The following is a 22,422-nucleotide window of genomic DNA, read 5'->3' on the forward strand; positions in this document are numbered from 1 at the left end:
AAGCAGTCTCCGAAAGAGACTGCTTTTTTATTTATGTGCTGCCGCAGCGTAACATGCTGCCCCTATTATACCTGCGTTGTTAAGCTTTTGAGACACAGAATAGGGTGTGTTGATTTTAATCTGTTTACGATAGAGGTGGATTTTTTTACTTACACCACCACCAAGAATGATAAAGTCAGGAGAGAAAATTCTTACTACATGCTCTAAAAAGAAATTGAGTCTTTCTCCCCATGTGTCATAGTCAAGTTCTTCTTTTTTGCGTGCTGAGTTTGCTGCATAGAACTCAATTGGCTGGCCATCTTTGCCCATCATTCTGCCAAGTTCAAAGTTGGGAATGAGCTCGCCATTGAAAAATACGCCACTGCCCAAGCCGGTGCCAATAGTGATGGTGATTACAAGTCCTGATTTCTTCTTGCCGGCACCAAAATTCATTTCTGCAATTCCTGCTGCATCGGCATCATTTATAACAGTGAATTTTAAATCATCGCAATACTCACTGAAAAGATCATCTATTTGTTGTCCTTTCCATGAAGGATCTAGGTTAGAGCTATAAAGAGCCTTTCCATTGTTGACCACCGTAGGGAAGGCGCAACCAATGTCATCACTCCATTCAAAATGATCTTTTATTTTTTTGATAACCTTTGCTACTGCCTTTGGAGTGGCGGGCTGCGGTGTTTCTATTCTATATCTGTCTGATATTAATTTGCCTTGTTCTGTATCTACTATTGCACCTTTAATGCCAGTGCCTCCTATATCTATACCTAGTACTTTCATAATTAACAGTTAATATATTCAGAATATAACTGCTGAACAAATAGAAGGTGTAATTGATTAGGAGTTGCTTATTTTCCTATGGTTACGTTGTGTTCTTTCATTTCGTGTAACACCACTTTTTCCATTTCCTTAAATACTTTTTCTTTTAGTAGTGGCAGGTCATTAGAGTCATATTCGCTCACGTCTATTTCTTCACCGAAAATCACTTTAATAAGCCCTGGTCTCAGGTTGATAGAGCTAGGAGGCATTAGTTTGCCCGCATTTGTGATAATAATGGGCATTATCGGTGTTTTTGTTTCAATGGCTATTCTAAAAGCGCCATCGTAAAACGGTTGCAAAGGAAGCTTAGTCCGGTTTTGTGTTCCTTCAGGAAATATTAAAATAGAAATCCCCTCCTTTAATACAGTTTTAAGCTTGTTCATGCTGTCTTTTCTGCTTTGAGCATTTGAACGATCTACAATCACTGTAGCTACTTTTACAATAAAGCCAAAGAATGGAATTTTTGTAAGCTCTCTTTTTGCTAATGGCCTGAACTGAGTAGGAACACCTTGCACTAAACCAGGTATGTCTAAGAAAGAAGTGTGGTTGCAGGTGTATATGTAAGAGGCAGACTTGTTTACGTTGTTCTTGTTTACAACCTCATACCTTATAAAAGTAAGTATACTGAAAATAATGGACCATAACCTTAATGCAAAGTAGGTGATGTTGCCATATTTTTCGCCCAATAAAATAGGTATAATGATTATGGGCATCAGAATAACCATGAAAACGCAGAATACTATCAGCACCCATACCATGTATAATTTTAAAAAAATTGTTTTTATCATAGCCTTAAAAATCTCGAAATTAAGAAAAAGGAATTTATTTGCAGCCTATTCTTAGTTATCTGTTGGTTAAATTTATGTAGGCGGTGGCGGTTATTCTTTTGATTGTTACTTGCCTACGGAAAGAAAAGGGGGATGTTGTCTTGTTATTTTGTGGAAATTTTTAACTTTAGGTATATAAAAAAATGTACAACCTCTTTGCTTGCAAAACCGCCTAAGACAGGGCGGTTTTTCTATTTTAGTTGTCTTCTGTTTTTATAGAATCTTCATCATCTAAGCTTATCTGAGCAAATTCTATCATGCATTTATTTACAGCCAAAGCAATGTCATATTCAGATGATCCCTCTAAAAATGAATATTCCAATTTGCAAAATTGCATGAACTCATCAATTTGATCTTCAGGCAGACCAGTTAGATTTTTCACCACTTCTTCGTTGTATTTTTTTTCTACAGTAATTCTATTATTATATTCTTTCTCGTATTGAGCAAGCATTTTTTTCTCTTTAGCAGCTTTGCTGAAAGTATCAGCAAATTTTGAGACAGCTCCTGTAATGCCTGCAGGAGAGTTGTTGTGCGAATTAATGTAGTTCTTAGCATTTTCAAAGCCATAAACTTCTAGCTTATCATCTTTTTCTAATGGCACGTCCATGTTAAGTATAGCTTGCTTTAAGGCGTGTTCATCGCGGTAGGCAAAAACTTTAACAGCTTTAAGATTAAGAGTAGAGGTGTTGAGTTCTATGTTTACCTCTAATTTATTGCTGTTCATGTCACTCTTCAGGGTAAAGGCATAGGTTTCAAACCCAATGGAGGAGAATAGTAAAGTGTCTGCTTTGTGCATTTTAATCCAAAACCTACCTTCGGTGTTACTTACTACACCCTGTGAATTGTTTTTATTCAAAATATGTACATAAGGTACTGCAGAATTGGAGCCTGCTTCGGTAATAGTACCAGAAATTGAAACTATATCATTTTGCGCAAATGCACCTACTATCGAAATGAATAGTAATGAGATCGTTAGAACGAATTTTGACATACTCAGCATACGAAAATTAGAGGAAAAGGATTCGTTGTTATGTAAAGAAATGATGGTCAGCATGTCAAAATTTTTAGTATTGATATTCTAAATTTATATATTTACCGTCTAAATTCCACAGCTAATGAAAAAAACTTGGTTATTGATCTTATCGATCGTTTATAGTGCAACGGCTTTTGCGCAAGAGTATGGAGAAAGATATGAATTAAAAAACCTGGGAAGAAAGGTGAATACTGGGTATCATGAGGGTGCTCCTGTTATTTCGCTTGATGGTAAAACATTGTATTTCTTCGTGCATAATCATCCTGATAATACGTATGGCAGAGAAGGTAGTCAGGATATTTGGTATTCTGAGCGGCAAGCCGATGGTACCTGGGGGGAGGCAAAGCACATGGATAAACCATTAAACCAGCACCATTCTAATCAAGTGTTTACTGTTTTGCCAGATGGAACACTGTTTATAAGAGGTGGAAATTCTAAAAATTCTAAAGGTTTTTCCTTTACTCATAAAGAAGGGGGCGAATGGGCTAAGCCTGATGAGATTGATGTAGATGATTTTAAGAACATGAATAATGGTAAATTCTACGGGGCTACACTCTCATCTGATAGGAAATTTATGATCCTTTACTTTAGTGAAGATGATAACGGTACTTTTAGTGATTTATATATGAGTAAAGCTTTAGAGGATGGCAAGTGGTCTCGCCCTGTGAAGTTGGGTAGTAATATCAATACTTCTAGAGATGAGTTTGCTCCTTATTTGGCTCCTGACGATAAAACCATGTACTTTTCTAGTAACAGGAAAGATATGGGTATTGGTAGTGCTGATATTTATAAGTCTACAAGGTTGGACGGTACTTGGACTAAATGGTCTGACCCTGAGAATGTAGGAAGACCGTTGAATACCAGTGCGTTTGATTCATATATGTCAATAGATGCTAATGGCAACTTATTTACTGCTCAGTCAGGGAGAACTATTGATGGTGGTAATCTTGATATTTTTCAGCTCATTGAAAAGGAGATTACTATTACCATTAAGGGCTTGGTTACTGATGAAAAGTCTAAGTCTGGTATTAATGCTACTATTCGTTTTATGGGAGCAGATGTTACAGATACCTTGCAATCTGATAATTTGAATGGATATACTGTAAAGGTAAAGGGTGAAGGTAAGTTTGATTTCAATGTTTCTGCTGCCGATTATTACGCTGTAGATGCATCGCTAACGCTGAAGGATGTGTTTAGAGATACTGTGGTAATTAAAGACTTTACGCTAAAGCCTAAGCAGAGAAATTCTATGCTTACTGTAAATGTATATGATGCTAAAACTAATGAGCCATTAAAGTCGCACATTGAAGTGTCTATGAAAAGCGGTAAGGTAGTGGCCGAGAAGAATTTGGCGGAGGGGTATTATGAGCAAGAGTTGGAGAAAAATGGTTGGTATATTTTGAATGCCACAGCAGAGGGATATCTTAATGGAACTGATAGTGTTAACAATACTAGCAATGATGGTAGTTTGATAAATAAAGAAATTTACTTAAAACCAATTGAAGTTGGAGCTACCGTAAGGTTAAATAATATCTTTTTTGATTTCGATAAAACCACATTGAAGTCTGAGTCATTTACTGAACTAGATAAGGTGGTAGAGTTTTTGAATGAGAATAAGTCGGTAGAGATAGAAATAGGAGGCCATACCGATAGTAAAGGTTCTGATGATTATAACCAAAAACTATCGCAAGGTAGAGCTGAGGCTGTGGTTGCTTATTTAATAAAGCAAGGTATAGATGATTATCGCCTTCAGGCTAAAGGTTATGGAGAGGAAGTGCCTCTGGAAAGTAACGATACTGAAGAGGGAAGAGCCACTAACCGTAGGGTTGAATTTAAAGTGATGAAAAAATAATAAAATTCGATAACACGTTGAAAAAGGCAGCTTAAAGGCTGCCTTTTTTGTTGGGTGAAATTTTACGGTAATTTGAAGTAAGTTTTTTGTTAAAAAATGAGTATTAATTTTGTGCTCAATAATGATAAATGTTTTGATTTGAGGGTATTGCAGATGATTGTTCTTTTTTTAGTTTTAAAAAAGATGAATTATTTTCTGTCAGAAATATTGGCTTTTTGTACTATTTTGTTCTATTTTCAACTTTTATTCGGAATAATATGGGTACGTCAAAGAGTCATTACTTCTTCTCTCTGTTAATTGTTATATCATTATTTGCTTGTAAAGCATCAAAAAATGATGCTACAACCTTGGTGGATGCAGAGGGTGAAAGCCTGAGTAGCGCAGATATCATCATGGTAAATGGTAAGTTGAAAGAAACGCTAGAAACTTATTTCTACATTTTCTCCAAGATGAAAAGGGAAGATGTAAATACTAAAGAAATGAAGCGCAAAGAAGTTTTTGAATATTTTAAATCTGAAGAGACCCCAGTTTTTTTAGTGCTTTATAATAAGGAAGGTAAAAAATATTATGACGAGCCTACGTCAATCAGTGAGTACCTCCATTATTTAAACGATACACAACAAGCTCCTCACTATATAGAAAATATTGTGCTCAATGAAGAGCAGACGAAAATAGTAAAATTAGAAATGGCAAGTAAGTAGGAAATTAGAATGACGATGAGAAAGGAATATATAGCGTGTATAGTCTTGCTCTTGGTTGGTATGTTAATGTTTTCCAAAGTAAAGGCGCAGGGAGCCGGAGGGTACTTTGAAGAGGAAGTATTGGAGCCGGACCAAAAGATTATGGTAGACTCCATGGCTATGGAAAAGATCAGAGATTTGAGTAAGTACATTGGAATTATGGCCAATAAAAATACTCCATTTTCTGAAGCAAAAAGGGTTATGGATAGAGCTGTAGGCTTGTTTGCAGAAGAAAGTGTAATTGGCGTTTCAGCTGTGGATCAAGATGAGGTGAAACAATACCCTATTAAAACATATTTTGAACGCCTTATGGCACTCAGCTACGATAAGGTTACTATTGAGTGGTTTGATATTCAATATATTAGTGATTTGGAAATAACACCAGACGGTAGGTATGTGGGGATCGTAACCATTTATCAAAAATTTGAAGGAACTAAAGGAGATCAATTGGTTTACAAGGATGTAACCAAAAAGGATATTACCATTTACGTAGAGCGTAAAATGATGCAGGTGGAAGGAACTGATGTGGATTTTTGGGACGTATTGCTTGGCGATATAGTAGTAAGTGAAACAATGCTATGAAAAAGATACAACTTATTTTAAGCTTAATTCTATGTGTAACAAGTATCCGTGTTTTTTCACAGGGTGTTACATATGACCAGGGAAATGAGTTCATTATGGCTGAAACAAAGCAAATGAACCAGTTTTTTAGAAGGTTTAATGGTGAGGAAGATTATGAAGGCAAAAGATTCTCTACCAGAGACAAAAAGTTTCATGACCCTAAGTTGAGGCAGGTTTATATTCCTAACTTATTTAATAAGGCCACTACTAACATGGCTGATACACTGATCAATAATTTTATTGCAGATGTTACTGATGATTCCACTCCTGCTTTTCTTTATTCGAGAGGCGGAGATTGGTATGCTCAGCTTGATATCATCATTTCATATGATGGAAAAAAGCAGCCTTGCTCACTGTTTTTGAAAATGGAAAGAGAAAATGTAGGTACTAAATGGGTTTTGACAAATGTTTATTTTAAGCCCTTTATAACCTTATTTAAAGGTATAGACCTGTTTCATAGCGAAAAGCCTTATGAACCCGGGCCGTATTTACATCCCAAAAGTCATGAAATTAATTTTGTGAACTTAAAAAAAGCATTTATTCAGTTAGATGAAATTGAAAAGTATGCTGCAAATGAATATAATCCCGATTTTTTGACTTTATTTATTTATGAGTTGAAAAAGAAAAACGCAGAATTACTGGAGATTAAAGGACTAAAGTTTCATTTCTTTCAAGTTAATAACTGGTATTTTGAGGTTTCTAAATTTTCAAGACAAGACAAAAATTCTGGATGGCTAGTTTCTGATTTAATGAGAGTAGCTGAAAAGGATAAGGAAATTCTAAGGAAATATATTTTTTATAGTGATAATAACCATTTGCCCGATTCGCCATAAAAATCAACTAACATGAGATCATTTACTCTAGCACTTATTTCTCTCTTATTTATAACCTCTTTTTCTCATGCACTAAAGGCTCAAACTGCTGATGAAAAGAAGAGGGTTACTGAACTAATGGAGTTTATGCAGTTTACATTCAATACATTGGGTAATAAAGATGTGCCCACTAAGGATAAGAATGTAATAACAGATAAAACGTATGCTAAAATATTTACAGGTGCGAATGCCCAAATTGAAGATGATTTAAGCGAAAGGCAAGTGAGCTTAAATAAAAGCGTGCAGAATTATCTTAAAGACATAGATATACTTTATAAAAGCCTCAAGTTTGATTTTAAAATCAGTCAGGTAGAAAAGCTCAGCTCATCACAAAAGTCTTATTTTAAGGTGAGCTTTACCTCTAGTTTAAAAGGTATTACTGTTGATGGAAAGGCATATGAAACCTCCTCTAAGAGGTTTGCTGAAATTAATTACGATGAGCAGCAGCAAGTATACAAGGTGGCAAGTATATATTCTAGTGGTATCAGAGATTTAAAAGCATTTCAGCAATGGTGGGATGCACTTGATTTTGAATGGAAAGTGGTGTTTCAGCGTGCAATAGGAGCTAACGTAAATCTAAATGAGCCATACAAAGTGTTAGGTATTAAGAAGGTGGATATTTCGTACAACAGGTATATCACCAATTTGAATCCGCTGCTAAACCTTCAAGAGCTGGAGGTGCTAAATATGTCTAATACAGCTATACATGATATTTCGGTGGCTAGTGAGTTGCCGGGGCTTAAGGAGTTGTACATGTCTAATACAGATATCAAAACTTTAGATCCATTAATAGAGCTTAACCACTTAGAGGTTGTGTTTTTTGATAATACTTTCATTAGTTCGTTAGCGCCCTTAGATAATATTAAATCATTGAAAAAGGTTGTTTGTAGCAATACGCCCATTGATTTAAAAGAAATAAAGCAGTTTGAGGCGTACCATCCCAAATGTCAGGTAGTATACGAAACCACTGATTTGGTGGGCTGGTGGAAAAACCTCCCCTTGGCATGGAAAGAAGCCTTTAAAGAGCAGTTTAAAATCACCAGCACCGTGCCTTCAGGTGAAGAGCTTGCCAGAATAAAAGCAACTGAAGAGATCAATATTGAAGGTAAATCGCAAATAGTGTCTCTTCAGCCTATAGCTGATTTTAAAAATGTACAAAACTTAAACCTGAAGAAATCAAGTGTTAACTCACTAGCTCCAATTGCTAATTATACTGAATTGGAAAGATTGGATATATCAGATACTCCTGTTGATTCTTTAGGCCCCGTTTCCCAGATGGAATTGAAGTTGTTAGCCGCTGATTATTCCAAAGTGGGGCAGGCAGAGCTGAATAGGTACCAAGAGGCGCACCCGTCTGCTACAGTTATTTTCAAAACTATGGATTATACTGTATGGTGGATTAGACTTTCAAAGGAGTGGAAGCAGATTTTTACAGATCATGTGGGGTATAGGGGAGAGATAGATAAACTGCCTCTTAGCAAGTTGTATGATATTTTAGAATTACAGAAACTGGTAGTGCCAGAAGGTAGTGGGATAGAAAATGTAGCGCCATTGTCATCATTAAAAGAGCTTAGAGATTTGAAAATTAGCAAGGTGATGAAAATCTCTGACTTATCGCCCATTTCAAAATTGACGAAACTAGAGAAATTGGATTGCTCGTATAATCCTGTGTCCGATTTGTCACCTTTAGTGGGGATGAAAAACTTGAAGGAATTAAATATAGATTACACCCGTGTGGGAGATTTGAGTACAATAGAAAGTGTGAGGAGTATACAGGTACTTTCTTTTTCAGGGACTAAAATATCTAATATCAATTCGTTGCGAAAACTAGATCAATTAGTGGAGGTAGACTTGCAAAATACCAGTGTTAGTAATTTATCTCCGCTATACACACTTATACATTTAGCCAAAGTATCTTGTTTTAATACCAAGGTAAGCCAAAAGGATATAGAGAAGTTTAAGGAAGTGAAGCCATCTTGCCAGGTAGTTTACTATTAGAATTAAAGTTACATTATCCGTTTATACTATTGTAAGGCAGTTTTCTTTCGAGAAGCTGCCTTTCTTCTTTTAAAGGGAAGCTATTTTACTGATTTTAATTCAGTGTTAAAGTCTCAGGATATTGGGTATATCATTCACTGTTTTTTTCTACTTTTGTAGGCGATGAACTTTTTATACCCCCAATTCCTGTATGGTCTTTTGGCGCTGGCGATTCCCGTCATCATTCATTTGTTTAATTTCAGGAAAACAAAAAGGGTATACTTTTCTAACACTCGTTTTCTTAGAAAAGTAAAAGACCAAAGTAGTGCTAAGCGTAAATTAAAGCATTACCTGATTTTGGCGTCTCGGCTACTCGCAATTTTCTTTTTGGTAATGGCTTTTGCGCAGCCATTCATCCCTTCCGAAGAAGATGTAAATACATCTGAAAGAACACTTATTTATTTGGATAACTCTTTAAGCACCACTAATGAAAAGGAGGAGGGGCTTTCGGTCTTTGATGAATCAGTTTCTTATGTGAATCAATTGGTGAGCGTTTTTCCTGCCTCGCAGCAATATAAATTAGTTACCAATGATTTTGATAATTTCTCTCATACTGACAAGAGCAAGCAAGATGTTCAGGATTATATAACTGAAGTAAATGTAAGTGGCGTAACACGAAGCATTGAAGATGTGTATAATCGCCTTACTTTAAATACCATGTCCTCTACTAAAAAAGGTGGTGAGGTGTTTTGGATTAGCGATTTTCAATCTTCAACGGCTGGTAACAATGCTGATATTAAATTTGACAGCACCTATCATGTTAATTTGGTGCCGGTAAGGTTTAGTAATAAGAATAACGTGTATGTTGATTCTGTCTATTTAGATAATCCTTTTTTAATAGGTGATGGTAAGCTTAAACTCAATGTAGTATTTAAGAATATAGGACCAAAATCAATAAGTGATTTAAGTGTTAAAGTGTTCATTGATGATATTCAGTCAGCCACTTCATCTATTAACCTAGATGCAAATGATGAAACTAAGGCTACATTTGATCTCGCTTTTAACCTGAATAAAAATAGTAGGGGTAGAATCAGCTTTGAAGATTTTCCGGTCACTTTTGATAACGATTTTTATTTTACAATTAACGGCAACCCTGAAATCAACGTTCTGGAAATTAAATCAAATACAGCTTCTACACCAATAGGAAGTGTATATGCGAATGAGGATTTGTTCAATTTTAAATCTTACACTGCTGAAAATGTAGATTATGGTTTAATATCATTGTCCGATTTAGTTGTGATAAATGGTTTGGATAATATTGATGCTTCTCTAGCTATTGCACTCAATAAATATGTTCAAAATAATGGGCATGTGTTTATAATCCCTTCAGCACATCCAATTTTGGACAACTATAAAAGCATCATAGGTCTTGAAGGAGTGCAGCTGGCAGACTCAGCTGCAATGAGTGATTTGAATACACCTGATTTCAGTAACCCATTCTTTGCTAATATTTTTGAAGAGAAAAACCCTTCGTTTGTCATGCCTAAAGCGCGGCCTGTGCTGCAGTTGGGGATAGATAGATCTTCGCTTTTAAGTTTTAAAACAGGTACTCCATTTCTAAGCATGAAGTCACGTGGAGCAGGAGCCGTTTATGTGTTGGCCTCTCCTTTAGCTTCTTCATTCAGTACATTTCAATCTCATGCCGTTTTTGTGCCCGTAATGTATAGGCTGGCAGCAGAGAGTGCTACAAAAAAATCTAATTTATATCATTATATAGATGATGCTAAGGTCTCTGTTTCATTAGATAGTTTACAGGCAGATAATGTCATCAAATTAAAACAAGGAGATACCGAACTGATTCCTCAACAACGTTTTGTGGGTAACGAAGTGAAACTGGAGGTTCCAAAGTTTACATTAAAGTCTGGATTTTATGATGTTATATATCAAGGATTACAAATTGGTACATTAGCATTTAATAATTCCCCCGAGGAGTCTGATCTCAGCGTACTTAGTAATGATGATATTTTGAGTAAGATATCAGGAAACGTTCAAATTATAGATGTTGCTGATAAATCAGATTTCGAAAAAACATTAGAGAGTAAATATGTAGGCCAGGCATTATGGAAGTATGCCATTTTGTTGGCGTTACTATTTTTAGTAGTTGAAGTTTTATTAATACGATTTTTAAGATAGCCCTAAATGGGCTAAAGCCCTTGAGTGAATATATAATCCAATGAAAAAAATACTTATAAAGTCTGCTCAGATCGTTAGCGAAACATCTTCTTTTAATGGAAAAGAAGTAAATGTAGTCATCGAAAACGGTAAAATTAATTACATAGGGGCTGATGAACCCGATGCTGATAAAGTTATTGATGCTGAGGGGATGTATTTAACTTCGGGTTGGTTTGACATGCGGGCTCATTTGGCTGATCCTGGCTTTGAACATAAAGAAGATTTGGATAGTGGTGCGGCTACAGCAGCAGCCGGTGGTTTTACAGGTGTGGCCATTTTGCCTAATAATGCTCCTGTCACTCAAACTAAAAATGATGTAAAGTACATCAAAGGAGTGCATCACGATTGTATTACTGAGTTTTTTCCTATAGCAGCAGTAACAAAAAATACCAAAGGAGAAGAACTTACGGAAATGGTGGATTTACACCATGCTGGAGCAGTGGCCTTTTCAGATGGATTAATACCTATATGGCACACCGATATTGTTTTGAAAACGCTTCAGTACCTTCAGAAATTTGATGGGTTGCTGATTAATAAGCCCGAAGATATACATTTAAATATGTTTGGGGTGATGAATGAAGGCGTAAATAGCACTATGTTGGGCATGAAAGGAATGCCTAATTTGGCGGAAGAGATCATTATAAAGAGAGATGTAGACCTTTTAGGGTATGCTGGAGGCAAAATACATTTTGCCAATATTTCTACAGCCAAGTCTGTTGAGCTTATCAAAGCTGCAAAGGAGAAAGGCTTAAATGTAACTTGTGATATTGCTTCATACCAGACGGACTTCAATGATGATGCTCTCATGGATTTTGATAGCAATTATAAAGTGAATCCTCCTTTTAGAACGGATGATGACAATCAGGCTTTGATAGCAGGTTTAAAAGAAGGGGTGATAGACGTGTTGGTGTCTAGTCATGTGCCGCACGATGAAGAGTGCAAGAAGCTGGAGTATGATTTGGCCGATTTTGGGATAATCGGACTACAAACTGTGGCTCATAATATAGCTAAGTTAATGGCGTATGTAGATATTGAAACGCTAATAAAAGCAGTAACTACTAACCCCAGAAATATACTCAACATATCTAGTCCAGTAATTGAAATGGGAGAGTATGCTAATTTAACTTTGTTTGACCCTAAATTTGAGTGGTCGTTAAATTCAAAAACAAACCTTTCTAAATCACAAAATTCTCCTTATTGGAATAAAGCTATTCATGGTAAAACCTTAGCTACTTTTAATAAAGAGAAGGTTTATTTAGATGAGGCTTTGTAAAGGTATAGTTGGTTAATTTTTTATTGAAATATGAGTTTATTTAATAATATACGCCCATTTTTTAAAATACCATTAAAGTATGGTTTTTTTGGGGCTTTCGTGGGCATGCTTTTAATTGTGGTAATGTATTATACCAACAGGCATCCATTTTTAATTCCCCCAATGTACGATTTCAGGATCCTTCTTTTTGGGCTGTTTGTGTTTTTTGCAATAAAAGAATATAAGCAATATTACAATAATGGTTTGCTGAATTTTTGGCAAGGAATGTTAATCGGTTTTATCATCTATCTTACTATAGGTGTACTTGTTGGCTTATTTGTGATTGGTTTTGCTGCTTTTGTGCCTGATTTTATGCAAGGTTATATAGATGGTACTATAAAGGGGATGATGTTGGATAAAGATGAATTGTTGCATGGCAAAGTAAGTATTTCGGAAGAGACATTTAATCAGCAGATTGCCATGCTTAAGAATGATACTAAATCGTATGTGTTGGCTTTTGACTATTTGGTTAAAAGTTGTTTCATTGGATTTTTTATAACTATTTTATTATCAGTTATTTTAAGACGAACCGAAGATAGGTTTAAGCGAAAAGCTTAATTGACCACTTACCATTTATTCTGGCCATATGTGAGATTGAGATTGAGGCGTGACTTAATAAAAAGTACATTGAGGATTGTAATATAATACTATTTAAACTCAATTAACTATAGTTATGCTAGACTCTGATCAACCCGAAATAATAGAACAACCTTCTGTAAAAGCCATCGCCTTTAAGTATGGAGTTATTTTTGGCTTAGTTGGTATCTTTTTCTTTATCCTTACCAACTTGTTGAGTATGCAAGGCAACTCAGCCTGGAGTGTTTTAAATTATGTCCTTATTATACTAAGTATAGTTTTATGTCATAACGAGTACAAGAAAAGTGGTGATGGTTATATGGCGTATGGAAAAGGCTTGCTTCTAGGGACCTTAGAGGTTACTATTTCATCGTTGATAAGCTCTATTTTCTTTTACCTTTATATTACCTTTTATGATACTGGATATTTGGATGTAATGAAAGATACTCAGTTAGAATTATACAAGGATAAAGGTATGACCGATAGTCAGATAGATGCTGCAATGAAGGTGAATGAGTTGATAATGACCCCTGAGATTATGTTCGGCACTGTAATTTTTGGAGGATTATTTGGAGGTTTTATACTATCTTTGATTGTGACTGCGTTCACAAAGAAAAATAACCCAGAGTTTGAATTGTAAATATGCCATATGAATTGAATATTTCTGTAGTGGTTCCTTTATATAACGAAGAAGAATCGCTGCCAGAATTATGTGATTGGATAGACCGTGTAATGACCAAGCACGGTTTTACTTATGAAATAATACTTGTAGATGATGGAAGTCAAGATACATCATGGGATGTAGTAAAAAAGCTATCACTTGCAAATCCTAGTATAAAGGGTATACGATTTAATAGAAATTTCGGAAAATCAGCTGCTCTAAATACCGGTTTTAAAAAAGCCAAAGGAGAAGTAGTGATTTCCATGGATGCAGATTTACAAGATAGCCCTGACGAAATTCCAGCACTTTATAACATGATAAAATCTGAAAACTATAATATGGTTTCAGGCTGGAAAAAAAAGCGTCATGACCCGCTAGGAAAAACGATACCTTCAAAATTCTTTAATTTAATAACGCGTTGGATCTCCGGAATCAAACTTCACGATTTTAATTGCGGACTAAAAGCTTATCATAATCGAGTAGTGAAAAATATTCAGGTATATGGAGAAATGCATCGCTACATACCTGTTATAGTGAAGTGGAACGGTTTTTCCAAAATAGGTGAAAAGGTAGTGGATCATAGGGCCAGAAAATACGGCTATACCAAATTTGGTGTAACCCGTATTGTAGGGTTGTTAGATCTATTGTCAATTACTTTTGTATCTAAGTTTAAGCAAAAACCGATGCATTTCTTTGGTACACTCGGTACATTATCTTTTATGAGTGGCTTATTGATAACTATGTACGTTATTGGAGATAAATTATACCGTATTTATAATGGTATGATAGCCCGCGATGTAGTAGATCAACCCTTATTCTTTTTGGCATTGGTAGCATTAATTGTGGGGAGTCAGCTCTTTTTGACAGGTTTTCTTGCAGAAATGATGGCTATGAAGTCTCAATCTAATAATGAATACTTAGTTATAGAGAAAATCGGTATTCAGTAAGTATTATGCGTTTTTATTCGGTAATTATTCCTGTTTTTAACAGGCCTGATGAAATAGATGAGTTGCTGCTCAGTCTCACTAAGCAAACCTTCACTAATTTTGAAGTAATTGTGGTTGAAGATGGATCTGAAGAGGCTAAAAGATGTAAAGCCATTACAGAGTCTTATGCTTCTCAATTGGACATTACTTATTACTTTAAAGAAAACTCAGGGCAGGGCTTTAGTCGTAACTTTGGCTATGATAGAGCTAAGGGCGATTATTTTATTGTATTTGATTCTGATTGTATAATTCCTGAGCATTATTTTGCTGCAGTAGATGCACACCTCAATGAGCATCATTTAGATGCGTTCGGAGGACCTGACAGTGCTTTAAAATCTTTTACATTGATGCAAAGAGCGATCAGTTGTTCTATGACATCGATGTTTACCACTGGAGGTATTAGAGGAGGCAAGAAGAGGGTAGGCGCTTTTCATCCACGTAGTTTTAATATGGGCATTTCCCGAGAGGTTTATGAAGCTACCGAGGGTTACATCATCACCCGGATGGGAGAGGATATTGAGTTTAGTATTCGTATTATAGAGAAAGGGTTTAAAACAGGGTTGATAGAAGACGCTTATGTGTATCATAAGAGAAGGACTAACCTATCACAGTTTTATAAACAGTTGCACTTTTTTGGTAGAGCAAGAATAAACATAAGTAGGTTTTACCCCTCAGAAATAAAACTGGTTCATACATTTCCGGCTGTATTTACTTTAGGGGTCTTTGCCATGATTTTGTTGCCTTTGATAAGCTATAAGCTATTCTTGTTTGCAGCATTTCTGTACACCTTTTTTTTGAGTCTTGTGTTTATAGATTCATTAGGGCGTGAAAAGAATGTGATAGTGGCTCTTTTAAGTGTAGCTGCAGCTTTTACGCAGTTATTTGCGTATGGCATAGGTTTTATGACCGAAGCCAAGAGAAAGATGTTGGATAAATAAAAAAAGCCTGAAGTTATTCAGGCTTAGTACAGAAGTATATGATTTCGTTTTTAGGTAATGCATACCTTTCCACATCTTCTTTCGGAAGTTGATGTACGAAGTCATCTTCTTTTACCTCAAAGCCAGCTTGGCGCAATCTTTTAGAGTAGTCTTCTCCATAGAGTCTCACATGGTCATCCTGGCCAAAATATTTTTCGCGTTCTCGTGGGTTGGTAATAGATTTGTCTTCAAAGGTGACTTCCGGTAGTGGCGGAAAAAATGGAACTTGAATAATGGCCCATCCGCCAGGCTTTAATACACGACAAATTTCACTCATAGCCTTTATGTCATCATCTACATGTTCCATTACATGATTACACATGGCAGCATCAAAGGTGTTGTCTTCAAAAGGAATGGCATGTACATCCATTTTTACTTTGGCTAATGGGGACTCTATATCTCCTGTAATGTAGCCGTCTTTGTGTTGCTCTTCAAACTTTTTCATAAAGCATTCTTCAGGAGCTATATGTAAAAAGTGAAGTTTTTCTTTAAAGAAATTAGTCTTTTCTTTCAGATATAACCATATTAATCTATGTCTTTCGAGCGATTGCGTATCTGGACATAATGCATTGGCTCTTGGGTGTATTCTGCCATAAGGGAGAAACTTCCGGTAACTCTTATTATTTATAGGACATGTATATTTATTCCCTCTTAAGAATAGCCCTGCAACTTTTAGTGCCGGTGCACTTACTAATTGAAGGTATTTCCTAGGGACAAAGCGAATGGTATAACTGATGATTTTTTTCATAAAGTGAGGCAAATATAAATAATGCCAGCCTTTATTTAGAAATAAATTGTTTTCTATTAAAGGTTGATGATTGAAGTTAGGGAGAATATGTGCAAAATATAATTTGTGATAACTTTGGTGTATGAAGGTATTGATACTTGCTGTGAGTATGTTGGTTTTTTTATTGCTTGGGCAAATGGCTCATGCTCAGGAGGAATTGGAGTTTGGAGATACAGGCACTACAAATACCGCCCCTACTTATAGGCCAAAGCATAAGGAGTATAAGCAAAAACATCTTATTCAAATCATTAAATCCAATGCGAATAATTTATTGCAAGGCAATAGATGTATGGATGACCTAACAGCCGCCATGGGGTTTCAATATGTAGTGCAGCCCAAAGGCCAGCCGGGCAATAAATCAGATATGCAGAGGTGGCTACATAATTTTGGAGCTAAACTTGGTATCCTGTTTAAAAATGGGCCTTTTTGGAAGATTAAATTGAATAAAGGTAAAAAGAATTGCCGCCAGCAAACCGGTGATTTTATGGGTTAAATATGAGCGTTGGCGAAATTGTAATTGTGCACAGGTTAATTAAAGCTCCTCAAGAGTCTGATAAGGATATGTTGCACTCCAAAGTGCTCGACCTGCTACAGTGTTTGAAAAAGGAATTTGGAGAGGAGTTTTTTGTTAAAAGTAAGCCTGTCAGTATTCCTACTGTTGAATGGTCTCATTGCATTAATATCAGTAAAGGCAAAAGTATAGGTGTAGAGATTGATTTGCGCTGGAATTTGCAAACCAATGATATTTTAGAAATCGAAATCAATGAGTCTACTTCTGTAGGGAAATACATTAAATATGGTGTGCTTATTCCATTTATGATATCAGGGTTTTGTTTAACGGTCGCTAAAGTTGGACCATTTGCCTTGATTCCTGGAGGATTAAGGATTGCAGGGGCTATTGGAGCTTGTGTTGCGCTGATACCAGGCAGTATTTTGGTTTATGTTTTCCGGAGGGTGTTGCTGAGGGATTTCGATTTGAGAAACAAAGAACTAAAGAAACGGGTAGAAGATATTTTAATAAAAAAGGCTTCAGTTCTCTGAAGCCTTTTTTGTTTTATAATCCTGTGTAGTTGTAAGGAGTAATTTTTCGTAATTCTTCTTTTATAGGCTCTTCCACGTTTAAGGTTTCTATAAAGCTTTTAATCGTTTTCTCAGTGATCTTTTCGTTTGTGCGTGTAAGATCTTTAAGCGCCTCGTAAGGTTTAGGGAACCCTTCTCTTCTTAGTATAGTCTGGATGGCTTCAGCTACTACAGCCCAATTTTCTTCTAAGTCATTTTGGATTGCAGCTTCATGTAATTCTAATTTGCCTAATCCTTTATTTAAAGATTTGAAAGCGATAATCATATGCCCAAGAGGTACGCTGATGTTACGTAAAACAGTAGAATCAGTTAAATCTCTTTGTAGTCTTGAAATAGGTAACTTAGCTGATAAGTGCTCTAGTACCGCGTTGGCTATACCTAAATTACCTTCAGCATTTTCGAAATCAATAGGATTTACCTTATGTGGCATGGCAGAAGAACCAATTTCTCCGGCTTTAATTTTTTGTTTGAAGTAGTTACTAGAAATGTATTGCCAAATATCTCTACTTAAGTCTACAAGTATAGTGTTGATCCTTTTTAGGTTATCAAAAAGTGCAGCTAAATTGTCGTAGTGCTCTATTTGGGTGGTAGGATTACTTCTTTCTAACTCTAAGTAGTTTTTTACAAATTGATTGCCGAACTCAATCCAGTCAGTGTCAGGGTACGCTACATGGTGAGCATTGAAATTTCCTGTAGCGCCACCAAATTTAGCAGAGAATGGTATAGTATCTAGTAATGCTAGTTGTTTAGCTATTCTTTCAACAAAAACCATAAACTCTTTTCCTAATCTTGTGGGAGATGCAGGTTGGCCATGAGTTTTTGCTAACATTGGAATCTCTTTCCATTCCTCTGCATAATGCTTTAATTGGTCGTGAACCTCTTGCAAAGCAGGGTAAATGCAGTTGTTTAATGAATGTTTGAGAGAAAGAGGAATTGCTGTGTTATTAATATCCTGAGAAGTAAGTCCAAAATGGATGTATTCCTTGAACTCACTAATATTTAAAGCATCAAATTTCTCTTTAATGAAATACTCTACAGCCTTCACATCATGGTTGGTGACTTTTTCTGTTTCCTTAATGGTGTTGGCATCAGCTTCAGAAAAATCAGTATAAATTTTTCTTAACGTATCGAATAAAGAATGATCAAAATTACTGAGCTGAGGTACACCATGTTCACATAATGCGATGAAGTATTCGATTTCTACCCATACCCGGTATTTAATTAGTCCGAATTCAGATAAAAACGGAGCAAGGTCTTTTGTATGCCTTCTATACCTTCCGTCAATAGGTGAAAGAGCTGTAAGTGTATTTAATTCCATGAAAATGTGATTATTTAGGATCGCAAAAATAATAAAATACCCGTGACCGGCAGGCAATTAATGGAGTAATTCGCCTTCCTTTTTTCTAATTTGGTTAGTTTTGCCATAGAAAATAGACGAAAACTTATCTGCCTTCATGTACGTTTGATTAGCGGACAGCAGTCTTCTTTTGGCTTACATTTGAGGTGTGGCTTGTTAAAATAAAGGTATTACAAGGAATAAATATTTAATTCAATGGCATTCAGCTTTTTTAGAAAAAAGAAAAAAGAATCAAAACCAGCTAATGATTCAGCTGCTAAATATTATCATCTAACAGTTAATGATATTGTTCAGGAAACTGCAGACGCAATTACGATTGTGTTTGATCACCCAGAACAAGCTTTGACCTATAAAGCAGGCCAGTTTTTAACACTTATACTGGAAATTGGAGGAAAGGAAGTTCGTAGAGCTTATTCTCTATGCTCATCGCCTTATGTAGATGAGAAATTAGCAGTAACTGTAAAGCGTGTAGAAGGAGGGCTGGTATCTAACTGGTTGCCCGATAATTTAAAGGTTGGTGATGTGGTGAAAATTATGCCTCCTATGGGAATCTTTACAACCGAGTTTGATTCTGTGAATAAGAGACATGTAGTGATGTTTGCCGGAGGAAGTGGAATTACTCCTATGATGTCTATTACACAATCGTTATTATCTCAGGAGCCTGATAGTATTGTTTCTTTGATTTATTGTAATAGAAATGAAGCTAGCATTATTTTCAAAGATAAGCTAGAGCAACTTCAGACTGAAAACGAAGGAAGGCTGCAAATTGTACATGTGTTAGATGAGGCTCCAATGAACTGGCAAGGGCATTCTGGCTTGTTAAACCATGATATGCTTTTAGGAATTTTTGATCGTATTCCTAACTGGGGCATTGATAAGACCACTTACTTAATGTGTGGGCCAGAGGGAATGATGAATAACGTTCAGAATTTACTGCAGGAACAGAAAGTGGACTCATCTAAAGTGTTCAAGGAAAGTTTTGTGAGTGGTACACTAGATAAGCCTAAGGAAAATGCTGGAGAGGTGAGCACTCAGGAAGTGACTGTTCTATATGATGGCGAAGAACATAAATTTACTGTAGAGCCAGGAGAGACCATTTTAGATAAAGCACTTGACTTAGGAATTGATTTGCCTTACAGCTGTCAGAGTGGTTTGTGTACTGCGTGTAGAGGTAAGTGTGTTTCTGGAAAAGTGAAGTTAGATGAAGAAGAAGGACTGTCAGAAGAAGAATTAAAAGATGGATATATTTTAACTTGTGTAGGTCATCCATTAACTGATGACGTGGTGATAGAAATAGGTTAACATATAACGACTAAATGAGAAACTTATGAGTAAAGAAATAGCTATACCAGAAAGAGGTGAGAGGCACTTTGTGCCCGAAGATTTTAAAGTGACCGATTGGGACACTTTAGCACCATTCTTTCAGGATTTATTAGATAGAGAAATTAATTCACTTTCTGATTTAAGACAGTGGTTTAAAGATAGAAGTGAAATAGAAGCAATAGTATCAGAAGATGCTGGTTGGCGGTATATTAATATGACAAGGTATACTGACAACGAAGATAACACAAAGGCTTATCAGTATTTTGTGCAGGAAATACAGCCTAAGTTTGCTCCCGTTTCAGATAAGCTTAATAGAAAAGTGGTAGATAATCCATTTTTAAAAGAGCTAGAAAAGGAAGAAGGGTATGATATAATGATTCGAAGCCTGAAAAAGGAGCTCGATATTTTCAGGGAAGAGAATATACCGCTTTATACAGAGATACAAACCGAAACTCAAAAGTTTGGTCAAATCAACGGTGCAATGACCGTTGAAATTGATGGTAAAGAGCAGACTTTACAGCAGGCAGCGGTTAACCTACAGTCTCCGGATAGAGCAAAGCGCGAAGAGGTTTATCATGCAATAGCCAACAGAAGACTTGAGGATAAGGAGAAGTTAGATGATTTGTATTCTAAGTTAATAGAGTTGAGACATAAAGTCGCTCAAAACGCAGGATTTGATAATTATAGAGATTATATGTTCAAGTCTATGGGGAGGTTTGATTATACTCCGCAAGATTGTTTTGACTTTCATGAGTCTGTGAAAGAGGTAGTAGTGCCACAGTTGAATGTATTGGCTGAGAAGAGAAAAGAAGCACTTAATGTAAATGAACTTCGCCCGTGGGATAAAGCGGTTGATCCTGAGAATAAAGAGGCCTTAAAGCCATTTTCTTCTAGTAAGGAATTGACCGAAAAGACAATTAAATGCTTTGAGAAATTAGATCCTTATTTAGGACAGTGCCTTTCTATTATGGATGCAATGGGGCATTTAGATTTAGAGTCAAGAAAAGGTAAAGCTCCCGGTGGTTATAACTATCCTTTGTCAGAAATTGGAGTGCCATTTATATTCATGAATGCTACCTCTACTTTGCGTGATATGGTTACTATACTGCATGAAGGTGGGCACGCGGTACACTCGTTCTTAACTAGGGATTTAGAGCTTACTGATTTTAAACATACTCCTTCTGAAATAGCAGAATTAGCATCTATGAGTATGGAGCTAATTTCCATGGATCATTGGGACTTGTTTTTCGATAACGAAGAGGATTTGAAGCGAGCCAAACGTGAACATTTGGAGCAGATTATAGAGACTTTACCATGGGTAGCTACTATTGATAGGTTTCAGCATTGGGTGTATGAAAATCCAGAACATTCACAAGAGGAAAGAGTTGGGGAATGGAACAAAATCTTCGAGGATTTTAGCGATAACATTACGGATTGGGAAGGATTGAATACCAATAAAGATTACTTATGGCAGAAGCAGTTGCACCTTTACGAAGTTCCTTTTTACTACATTGAATACGGTATGGCACAACTTGGAGCTGTAGCGGTATGGAAAAATTTCAAGGAGGATAGAGAAAAGGGGGTGAATGGTTACATGAATGCCTTGAAATTAGGTTATACACGATCTATTCCAGAAGTATATGAAGCAGCAGGTATTAAGTTTGATTTTAGTAAATCGTATATTGCTGATTTAATGGGGTTTGTGAAAAGTGAATTAGAGAAAATATAGGTGATGATGTAATTTCTTGCCAAGATTTTAATATACTGAAAAGGCTGGTATTTGTCTAAATATCAGCCTTTTATGCTTTATTTTATCTACTAAAAGTGATATAATTTATTAAGCCTTAATTAAAACGCTATATAAGTTCATTTTAATATTAAAAAAATTAAATTATTTGATGTAAAAAATTTGATGTTAATGTCTTTTTATGTAACATTGGAATTGTGAATATTTTAATGTTAAACATAATAAATCTATAGAAATGGCTGATGCACATATTTTGATTATTGTAGACACTCAGGCGTCTTTAAAAAATCCTGAAAATCCTGTTGTATATTTGGTGGATGATGATCCTACGGAAGATAGTGGACAGGGTACATTGCAATTAACTACTCATGTTCCACCTGAAGGCAAAGTTACTTGGAAACCAGTAGCTATAAATAATGATGATACCGTAGAATTGTCTAAATTTGAAGACAAAGGTGAAAAGGGTTTCTTTAAAGTTGAACCTTGTCCGGAAAAAGGTGACGTGGAGGGAGCATGGACTGGTGAAGTAGGAAATCATCCTAAAGGTACAAAGTCTAGCTATGGTTTTTATTTTAAAATAAATGGAGCAGGTAATTTCTATTTTGATCCGGATGTTGAAATTCAGCCAACTTCCGACAATAACGGTTGA

General features: G+C 35.9%; 21 protein-coding genes. 16 read left to right on the forward strand and 5 right to left on the reverse strand.

Annotation, left to right across the window (positions count from 1 at the left end; all coding sequences use genetic code 11):
- Positions 1-27: 27 nt before the first annotated feature.
- The 3 genes from ppgK to ACXACQ_RS11145 all read right to left on the reverse strand — a co-directional run bounded on the left by ppgK (position 28) and on the right by ACXACQ_RS11145 (position 2,631).
- On the reverse strand, positions 28-774 hold the full coding sequence (gene ppgK, locus ACXACQ_RS11135) for a polyphosphate--glucose phosphotransferase (RefSeq protein WP_474976023.1): 747 nt from the start codon (positions 772-774) through the stop codon (positions 28-30).
- A gap of 68 nt (positions 775-842) precedes the next feature.
- On the reverse strand, positions 843-1,526 hold the full coding sequence (locus ACXACQ_RS11140) for a lysophospholipid acyltransferase family protein (RefSeq protein WP_474976024.1): 684 nt from the start codon (positions 1,524-1,526) through the stop codon (positions 843-845).
- A gap of 310 nt (positions 1,527-1,836) precedes the next feature.
- Positions 1,837-2,631 carry a carboxypeptidase-like regulatory domain-containing protein gene (locus ACXACQ_RS11145; RefSeq protein ID WP_474976025.1) on the reverse strand — a complete coding sequence of 265 codons (795 nt, stop codon included), beginning with the start codon at positions 2,629-2,631 and terminating at the stop codon, positions 1,837-1,839.
- A 124-nt stretch (positions 2,632-2,755) separates the two neighbouring features.
- Between ACXACQ_RS11145 and ACXACQ_RS11150 the strand changes: the two genes are divergently transcribed.
- The 11 genes from ACXACQ_RS11150 (at position 2,756) to ACXACQ_RS11200 (ending at position 15,440) form a co-directional block, all read left to right on the forward strand.
- A complete protein-coding gene (locus tag ACXACQ_RS11150) occupies positions 2,756-4,525 on the forward strand; it encodes an OmpA family protein (RefSeq protein ID WP_474976026.1) in 1,770 nt (589 codons plus the stop codon).
- Positions 4,526-4,782: 257 nt separating this feature from the next.
- Complete coding sequence (locus ACXACQ_RS11155; protein WP_474976027.1) at positions 4,783-5,226, forward strand: hypothetical protein; 444 nt, start codon at positions 4,783-4,785, stop codon at positions 5,224-5,226.
- A gap of 60 nt (positions 5,227-5,286) precedes the next feature.
- Positions 5,287-5,847 carry a hypothetical protein gene (locus ACXACQ_RS11160; RefSeq protein WP_474978472.1) on the forward strand — a complete coding sequence of 187 codons (561 nt, stop codon included), beginning with the start codon at positions 5,287-5,289 and terminating at the stop codon, positions 5,845-5,847.
- Positions 5,844-6,719 (forward strand): hypothetical protein, encoded by an 876-nt coding sequence (locus tag ACXACQ_RS11165; protein ID WP_474976028.1) that lies wholly within the window; start codon positions 5,844-5,846, stop codon positions 6,717-6,719. The genes ACXACQ_RS11160 and ACXACQ_RS11165 overlap by 4 nt, the downstream gene beginning before the upstream one ends.
- Before the next feature lie 12 nt (positions 6,720-6,731).
- A complete protein-coding gene (locus tag ACXACQ_RS11170; RefSeq protein WP_474976029.1) occupies positions 6,732-8,756 on the forward strand; it encodes a leucine-rich repeat domain-containing protein in 2,025 nt (674 codons plus the stop codon).
- A gap of 162 nt (positions 8,757-8,918) precedes the next feature.
- The gene (locus ACXACQ_RS11175) at positions 8,919-10,928 is read left to right on the forward strand and encodes a BatA domain-containing protein (protein WP_474976030.1); all 2,010 of its coding nucleotides are present in this window, start codon (positions 8,919-8,921) and stop codon (positions 10,926-10,928) included.
- Between the two features lie 40 nt (positions 10,929-10,968).
- Positions 10,969-12,240, forward strand: a complete 1,272-nt coding sequence (locus ACXACQ_RS11180; RefSeq protein WP_474976031.1) for a dihydroorotase — start codon at positions 10,969-10,971, stop codon at positions 12,238-12,240.
- 30 nt (positions 12,241-12,270) lie between these two features.
- A complete protein-coding gene (locus ACXACQ_RS11185; protein WP_474976032.1) occupies positions 12,271-12,837 on the forward strand; it encodes a DUF4199 domain-containing protein in 567 nt (188 codons plus the stop codon).
- A gap of 115 nt (positions 12,838-12,952) precedes the next feature.
- Complete coding sequence (locus tag ACXACQ_RS11190) at positions 12,953-13,495, forward strand: DUF4199 domain-containing protein (protein WP_474976033.1); 543 nt, start codon at positions 12,953-12,955, stop codon at positions 13,493-13,495.
- 2 nt (positions 13,496-13,497) lie between these two features.
- Positions 13,498-14,463 carry a glycosyltransferase family 2 protein gene (locus ACXACQ_RS11195; protein WP_474976034.1) on the forward strand — a complete coding sequence of 322 codons (966 nt, stop codon included), beginning with the start codon at positions 13,498-13,500 and terminating at the stop codon, positions 14,461-14,463.
- Between the two features lie 5 nt (positions 14,464-14,468).
- On the forward strand, positions 14,469-15,440 hold the full coding sequence (locus ACXACQ_RS11200; protein ID WP_474976035.1) for a glycosyltransferase family 2 protein: 972 nt from the start codon (positions 14,469-14,471) through the stop codon (positions 15,438-15,440).
- A gap of 13 nt (positions 15,441-15,453) precedes the next feature.
- Here ACXACQ_RS11200 and ACXACQ_RS11205 read toward each other — a convergent pair whose 3' ends face one another.
- Positions 15,454-16,227 (reverse strand): class I SAM-dependent methyltransferase, encoded by a 774-nt coding sequence (locus ACXACQ_RS11205; protein WP_474976036.1) that lies wholly within the window; start codon positions 16,225-16,227, stop codon positions 15,454-15,456.
- 121 nt (positions 16,228-16,348) lie between these two features.
- On the opposite strand from ACXACQ_RS11205, the gene ACXACQ_RS11210 reads away from it, so the two are divergent.
- Positions 16,349-16,759, forward strand: a complete 411-nt coding sequence (locus ACXACQ_RS11210; protein WP_474976037.1) for a hypothetical protein — start codon at positions 16,349-16,351, stop codon at positions 16,757-16,759.
- A gap of 2 nt (positions 16,760-16,761) precedes the next feature.
- The gene (locus ACXACQ_RS11215) at positions 16,762-17,307 is read left to right on the forward strand and encodes a hypothetical protein (RefSeq protein WP_474976038.1); all 546 of its coding nucleotides are present in this window, start codon (positions 16,762-16,764) and stop codon (positions 17,305-17,307) included.
- Positions 17,308-17,320: 13 nt separating this feature from the next.
- Here the strand turns inward: ACXACQ_RS11215 and purB are convergent, their stop codons facing one another.
- Positions 17,321-18,664: an adenylosuccinate lyase gene (purB, locus tag ACXACQ_RS11220; RefSeq protein WP_474976039.1), complete on the reverse strand. Its 1,344-nt coding sequence runs from the start codon at positions 18,662-18,664 to the stop codon at positions 17,321-17,323.
- 234 nt (positions 18,665-18,898) lie between these two features.
- Here purB and ACXACQ_RS11225 point away from each other — a divergent pair, with 234 nt between their 5' ends.
- From ACXACQ_RS11225 to ACXACQ_RS11235, 3 genes are all read left to right on the forward strand, one after another.
- A complete protein-coding gene (locus tag ACXACQ_RS11225) occupies positions 18,899-20,005 on the forward strand; it encodes a 2Fe-2S iron-sulfur cluster-binding protein (RefSeq protein WP_474976040.1) in 1,107 nt (368 codons plus the stop codon).
- Positions 20,006-20,030: 25 nt separating this feature from the next.
- A complete protein-coding gene (locus ACXACQ_RS11230) occupies positions 20,031-21,755 on the forward strand; it encodes a M3 family oligoendopeptidase (protein WP_474976041.1) in 1,725 nt (574 codons plus the stop codon).
- Between the two features lie 253 nt (positions 21,756-22,008).
- The gene (locus ACXACQ_RS11235; RefSeq protein WP_474976042.1) at positions 22,009-22,422 is read left to right on the forward strand and encodes a hypothetical protein; all 414 of its coding nucleotides are present in this window, start codon (positions 22,009-22,011) and stop codon (positions 22,420-22,422) included.

Source organism: Fulvivirga sp. AWR4_260 (genome assembly GCF_056158185.1).